Source organism: Roseomonas sp. GC11, assembly GCF_024437745.1.
In the GTDB taxonomy this organism is placed as follows: Bacteria; Pseudomonadota; Alphaproteobacteria; order Acetobacterales; family Acetobacteraceae; genus Pseudoroseomonas.
In genome coordinates this window covers 1-6,429 of record NZ_JANFNY010000144.1, presented here as the reverse complement: position 1 = coordinate 6,429, position 6,429 = coordinate 1, and the positions used below count along the sequence as shown (strand labels likewise).

Below are 6,429 nucleotides of genomic sequence, written 5' to 3'. Positions count from 1 at the left end.
GGCCGGGGCGAGGCGGCGCAGCCGCTCCAGGTGGCGGGCGGCGCTGGCGGCGTCGCCCAGCTCGGCGCGGGCGGCGGCGGCGGCGGCCAGGGCGTCGAGATTGTCCGGGTCGGCGGCCAGCAGGCGGTCCAGCGTCTGCGCCGCGCGGTCCGGGCGGCCCTGGGCGCGCCAGTAGCCCGCCTGGTCGAGCAGCACCGCGAAGGCATTCTCCTGGGCCCTCGCCTGCGGGGCTGGCAGCAGGGCCAGGGTGCAGGCGGTGGCCAGGAGAGAGGCGCGGAAAGCCTTCATTGCGTCCTCGTCCTGAGGCGGAGGGCGGCGCGGCGGCGCAGCAGCCAGTAGGTGGGCACGGCGACGAGCATCGCCGCCACCAGGGCCAGGGCTAGCAGCAGATCGGGGCGCTTGCCCAGCCAGAATTGCGGCCAGAGATGCAGCGGCAGCGAGCCCACCATGTAGTTCTGGTTGATCTTGTAGGAGGTCAGCCGCCCGGCGGTGAGCAGGGCGAGGTCGCCCTGGATGCGCGGCTGCATCTCCGGGTCGCGCAGCGCGCCCACCATGGCGTCCATGCCCTGCGGCGTGGTGCCGGTCAGCGCCACGACGGAGCGGCCGGCCTTCAGCGGGCTCTCGAAGCCGATCAGCATGCCGGTGGCCTCGCCCGGCGCGGCCAGCACCGCCTCCAGCCGCTGCCGGTCCACCGCGCGGTCATCGGTGAGGAAGAGGTTGCGGAAGCCCTCCAGCGCGCTGGGCAGGGCGATGCCGACGCGGTTGCCATCGACCTGGAGCGGCCCGGTCTTGCCGAGCAGCGTGGCCAGGGCCGGCTGCCGGTTGAGGGCGCCGATGACGATCAGCTCGCGCTCCGCCACCTGCTCCAGCCCGGCGGGGCGCGCCACGGCGATGCGCGTGGCCGGGTAGCCGACATTGGCCGCCAGCTTGCCGAGCAGGGTGAGGGCGGCGGAGAGCTCCAGCGGGCTGGCCCGCTCGGGCAGCACCAGCGCCGTGGTCGAGAAATCGGCGAAGCGGGTATAGGGATAGCCCGAGCCGGCGAAGTGGGCGAGGTTCGGCAGCTCCGTGAAGCGGTAGCCGCGCGTCAGGTCGATGGTGCTGTCCGGATCGATCGAGGCGCGGATATCGCCGGGGATGGAGATGCAGTCACCCCGGTTCAGCGGGCGCATGTCGAAGCGCAGCTGCAGCTCGTTCTGGCCGAAGACGATGTAGGGCGGCAGGCCGAGCTGCCCCTCGCCGCGGTCCGGCAGGGCGCCGAGGCCGGTGTTGCGCGCCACCCAGCTCCAGGGCCAGCCCGGCTCCACCTCCCGCAGCGGGAAGGACTTCAGGTAGATGTTGTTCAGCGAGACATCGAGGCGCGAGACGGCGACATCCATCACCGGCCCCGGCGGGGCGCGGAAGCGCAGGCTCACCGGCAGGGCGCGCTCGCGCCAGGTGTAGAGGTCGGGCGCGGTGCGGAAGGGGATGGCGATGGCGCCGGGGGCGAAGCCGTAGCTCTGCAGCTCGGAGGGGTCCACCAGCTCGCCGAAGCGCACGGGGCGGTCGGTGCGGATCCAGCGCGGCGCGTCGTATTCGGCGCGCACCGGCAGCTCGGGCGGCTGCACCTGGGCGATCTCGCCGGACAGGGCCTGGCGGCCGGCGGCCAGCGCCTGGGCGGCGGTGGCCGCCTCCGCCCCGGTGCGCCCGCCCACCACCAGCAGCACGGCGGCGGGGTCGGCCGGGTTGGGCACGATGGCCAGCGTCGGCCCCTCGAAGCGCGGCAGGGTGACGCCGGGGATGCTCTCATTGCCCGCCACCAGCACCATGGCATTGCCCCGCGCGGGCACGCTGGTGCTGACGGGGAAGGTGGAGCCGCGGTAATCGGCCTGCACCGCGAACCAGGAGGTGGCGATGGCGGCGGCGCGGGCGAGGTCGTTGCCGGCGGCCTCGGGCATCACCACGGGCAGGGTCAGCGGCTCGCTGCGCAGGCGCGGGTCGAAGAAGGGCTCGGGCAGGCGCGCGAGGTCGCGGTTGAGCGGCAGCTTCTCCAGTGTCAGCTGCAGGGTGGAGAGGTCGGACACCGTGGCCCAGAGCAGGCCGGAGAGCGGGTCGTTGCACTCCACCGCGTAGCGGCCGGTGAAGCGGAAATTCAGCCGGTTGCTGTCGGCGAAGAAGACCGGGTTGATCGGGAACTCGATCGGACCGAAGGCCGGGCGGGTGCGCTCGGGCGTGATGGTGCCGACGAACTGCTCGTTCAGCGCGATGGCGATCTGGCTCAGCTCGGGGATCAGCGCCGGGCTGGTGGCGCCCTGGAGGACGAGGCGCGCGCCCGTCACCACCTCGTCCGAGCGGACGCCGAAGAGGATGCCCTGGAGATCCGAGGTGCCGCGCAGCTGCATCGGCCCGGCGAGGCCCAGCTGCTTCAGCGTGCGCGTCTCCAGCCGCGCCCCGGCGCTGGCGGTGGGGTTGCCGAAGCTGGCCATGCCGGAGTCGGCGGGGGCGCCGAAGGGGGTGGGGCCGGCGGGCGGGGCGAGCGGCGTCAGCCCCGGCAGTTCCGGCGTGCCCGGCGGTGCGGCGGGCGGCCCAGAGGGAGAGGCGATGGGAGAGGCGATGGGAGAGGCGGCGGGAGGGGTGGCGGAGAGGCCCGGCAGCGCCGGACTCCCCAAGGGGCTGCCGAAAGCGCCGGCCTGGGGCTGCTGCGGCGTCAGGGCCGGCGGCGGCGGCGGGGCCTGGAGGCGCTGCGCCAGGGCCGGGTGGCCCGGCAGGGCGGCAAGGGCGGCGCCGGCCAGCAGCAGTGGCAGCAGCCCGGCGACGCGGCGCGCCGTATCGGCCGCACCACCCGGTGTGCCGGGAGGCGGGCCGGAGGGCGCACCGGCAGCCGGCGGCGGCGCGCCCGGGGTGGCGGTGCCCGGGATGGCGGGGCCTGGGGCGGCGATACCTGGGGCCGTGGCGCCGGCGGGGCCCAGATTGGGCATGCGGCGCGCCTCGGCCGCGCGCGCCTGGGCGCGGCGGCGGCGCCGGCCCTTGAAGGAAAGCTGGCTATCGCCGCGGAACAGGCCCGTGATACTCACCGCCACCTCCAGCAGGGAGCGCAGCGGGCGGTCGGCGCGCACGCGGTCCCAATCCATCCAGGCATCGGCGCGGCCGAGCACGGCGCGCACGATATTGCCTTCATCCATCAGCCGCTCCGGCAGGAAGCGCGCCTGCATGCGGCCATTTTCCCAACGCAGCACCTCGGCCGGGATCGCCACGCGGTCCGGCCCGAGGTCGAATTCCAGCAGCAGGCGCTGCGTGGCCGACCCTTCCGCCGCCGGCTCCGCAGGGGTGGGCGGCGTGGCGCCACTGAGCTGGCCCGGAGCCACGGCCTGCTCCCCACCCGCCGGCGCGGCGGCCATCGGGGCAGCAGCCAGCGGGGCGGGGGCGGCCTCCGCGGCGGGCTCGGGCATCATCAGCAGCGCGCCGCCGAGGGAGAGGTCCACGCTCTCCCCCTCGATGCGCCGGCCATCGGGCAGGATGGCCACGCTGGCGAGGCGGGCGGAGACGCGGTGGCGCTCGCGCACCTGGCGCCGCTCACGCCCCACGGCGAGGCCGGCCATCACCGTCACCAGCGAGAGCACGACCCAGACGGCGTTCAGCAGGTTGGCCTGGAAATCCTGGCTGGCCGGCGAGCTCGCCGCCATGCCGTAGATGCCGGAGAGCAGGCCGAGCACCAGGAAGATCGCCAGCACGAAATTGGCCGCCACCGCGCGCAGGTCGAAATAGCCTTCCTGCAGCGTGCCGCCCTTGTCGGTCACGTTGAACTTGCCCTTCTTCGGGTCGAACAGCGTGGCCAGCACGACGGGCAGCAGATAGAGCGCCAGCACCGTCTCGTAGATCTCCGACCAGAAGCTGTGGCGCACCCGCCCCTGCAGCCGGCTGTTGGTGCCGATCGAGTGCACGATATGCGGCCCGGCATAGGCGACGATGGCCAGCGGCGAGGCGGCGATGATGCTCTGCCCGAACAGCAGATAGGCCAGCGGCGCGGTGAGGAAGACGAAGCGCGGCAGCGGGAAGAGGAAGTGCCACTGCGCGTTCAGGTAGCACAGGCGCTGGTAGAGCTTCAGCCCCGGCCCGAGCAGCGGGTTCTCGACGCGGAAGATCTGGATCATGCCGCGCGCCCAGCGCATGCGCTGGCCGATATGCGTGATCAGGCGGTCCGTCGCCAGGCCGGCGGCCAGCGGCACGCGCAGATAGGCGGTGCGCCAGCCCAGCCGCTGCATCTTCAGCGAGCAGTGGCAGTCTTCCGTCACCGTCTGCGTCGGCACGCCGCCCACCTGCTCCAGCGCGGTGCGCCGCAGCACGGCGCAGGAGCCGCAGAAGAAGGTGGCGTTCCACAGGTCGTTGCCCTGCTGCACGAGGCCGTAGAAGAGCAGGCCCTCATTCGGCACGCGCTTGCCCGAGGCCAGGTTCCGCTCGAAGGGATCGGGCGAGTAGAAGTGGTGCGGCGTCTGCAGCATGCCGATGCCGCGGTCGCGCATCATCCAGCCCACCGAGAGCTGGAGGAAGGCGCGCGTCGCCACGTGGTCGCAGTCGAAGATCACGATGTACTCGCCATCGGTCTTCGTCATGGCGTGGTTGATGTTGCCGGCCTTGGCGCCCTTGTTGTCGGGGCGGATGATGTAGCCGCAGCCGACCTCGGCGGCGAATTGCCGGAACTCCTCGCGCCGCCCGTCATCGAGGATGAAGACGCGCATCTTCTCCTGCGGCCAGTCCATCGAGAGGGCGCCGAAGACGGCGGGCTTCACCACCTCGAGCGGTTCGTTGTAGCTCGGGATGAAGACATCGACGGTGGGCCACTCCGCCGGATCGGGCGGCAGGGGCACCGGCTTGCGCTCCAGCGGCCAGAGCTGCTGGAAATAGGAGAGCAGCAGCGCCGCCACGGCATAGAGCTCGGCCAGCAGCAGGCCGGTGCCGAGGAAGGTGGCCAGGAAGCCCGAATAGTCGAGCGTCTCCGTCACCCGCCAGTAGATGTAGCGCAGCGAGATCAGGGTGGAGAGGGCGACGAGGAAGAACAGCGCCCCCCGCCCCGGAATGCGCCCGGCGATGAGGAAGACCAGGAAGCCGCCCAGGGCGAGCCAGGCCTGCTGCTCCGCCTCCAGCGGGGCGACGGCGAAGGTGATGCCGATGACGGCACCGGCCAGGGCGAAGAAGGCCCCCAGCAGCGGCCAGCGGGCGAGGAAGCTGCGCATCGGGCGCATGGTCTAGCGTCCTCCCCAGAAGGTGGCGGGCGTGGGGTTGAAGGGGGGCGGGGCGAGGCTGGAAGGCGGCTCGGCCGGGGCGGGCAGCAGCGCGGCCAGGGTCTGGGCGATCTGCTGGAGGTCCTGGGCGGCGGCGCTGGCGGGGTGGAGTTCCTGCACCAGGCGCTGCTGCGCCAGGGCCTCGCCCAGGGCCTCATCGCGCGAGATGGCGCCGAGCAGGCGCGGGCCCAGATGCTGCGCCACCGCCTGCGCCGCGGCGCGGGAGAGGGAGGAGGCGAGATCCACCCCGTTCAGGACGAATTGCAGCCGCCCGGCCAGGATGGCGGCCATGGTGCCGCTGCCGAGGAAGCGGCCGCTCTCGATCTCGCCCAGGATGGCGGCGCTGATCGCCTCGCTGCGCAGCACGGCGACGATGAGCGAGGCGAGCGGCGCCGCCACCGCCAGCGCGTGGGAGGGGCCGGGCGGCAGGTCGGCCAGCACCAGCAGGCGGGGGTCGGCCAGCATCTCGCGCAACGGGGTGGCCAGCAGGCCGGGCTCGCGCTCCAGCGCCACCGCCTGCTCCAGCGCGTCGCGCAGGCCCAGCGCGCCATGCGGCAGCAGGGCGATGCCGGCGGCGGTGGCGCGCTGCTCGGCGCGCCAGTCGGGGCGCTGCACCAGCCGCGCCATGAAGCCGCCGCCATCCTGGAGCGGCACGCCAAAATGCAGGCGCAGCGCGTTCTGCGGGTCGAGGTCGAGCACCAGCACGGCACGGCCGAGGCGGCGCAGCGCCCCGGCCAGGTTGGCGACCAGCGTGGTCTTGCCCACACCACCCTTGGGCGAGGCAAAGAGGATCAGCGGCATATCGGGCGCCTCAGGGCGAGCCGGGCAGGCGCAGGCCGCGCAGCACATCCGCCACCGGCGGCGGGCTGGCGGTGGAAACGCGGCGCAACAGCTCGGTGAGCGGCGCGGCGCCACCGGGAGCGGCAGGCGCGGCAGGCGGCGCGGCGAAAGGAGACGGAGAGGAGGCCGGAGCGGCCGCCGGCGGCACCACCTGGAGCCAGCCCGGCGCGGACTCGGCGGCGGCGAGGCCGATCGGCGCCACCGGGGCGCGGCCGGGATCGATCGGCGGCAGGGGCACAGGCGCCTGCCCGGCGCGCGGCGAGAGAGCCGCCAGCAGCGAGGGAGCCGCCGCCTGCGGCGGGGGCGGCAGCTGCGCCAGCAGGGCGCGCGGCAC

3 protein-coding genes and 1 pseudogene are annotated in these 6,429 nt (G+C 74.0%); all 4 read right to left on the bottom strand.

The genetic code is table 11. The annotated features are described in order from the left end of the window. The coding region (locus NON00_RS23700; RefSeq protein ID WP_370688764.1) for a tetratricopeptide repeat protein at nt 1–288 on the bottom strand (288 nt) is incomplete at its 3' end. Further along, nucleotides 285–5,216, bottom strand: coding sequence for a UDP-forming cellulose synthase catalytic subunit (bcsA, locus tag NON00_RS24860; protein ID WP_305123539.1), 4,932 nt, complete (start codon nt 5,214–5,216; stop codon nt 285–287). The genes NON00_RS23700 and bcsA, both read right to left, overlap by 4 nt. 3 nt (nt 5,217–5,219) lie before the next feature. Next, nucleotides 5,220–6,056 carry a cellulose biosynthesis protein BcsQ gene (gene bcsQ / locus NON00_RS23685; protein WP_256025259.1) on the bottom strand — a complete coding sequence of 279 codons (837 nt, stop codon included), beginning with the start codon at nt 6,054–6,056 and terminating at the stop codon, nt 5,220–5,222. Between the two features lie 10 nt (nt 6,057–6,066). Continuing rightward, a pseudogene (locus NON00_RS23680) lies at nt 6,067–6,429 on the bottom strand (hypothetical protein); the annotation flags it as partial.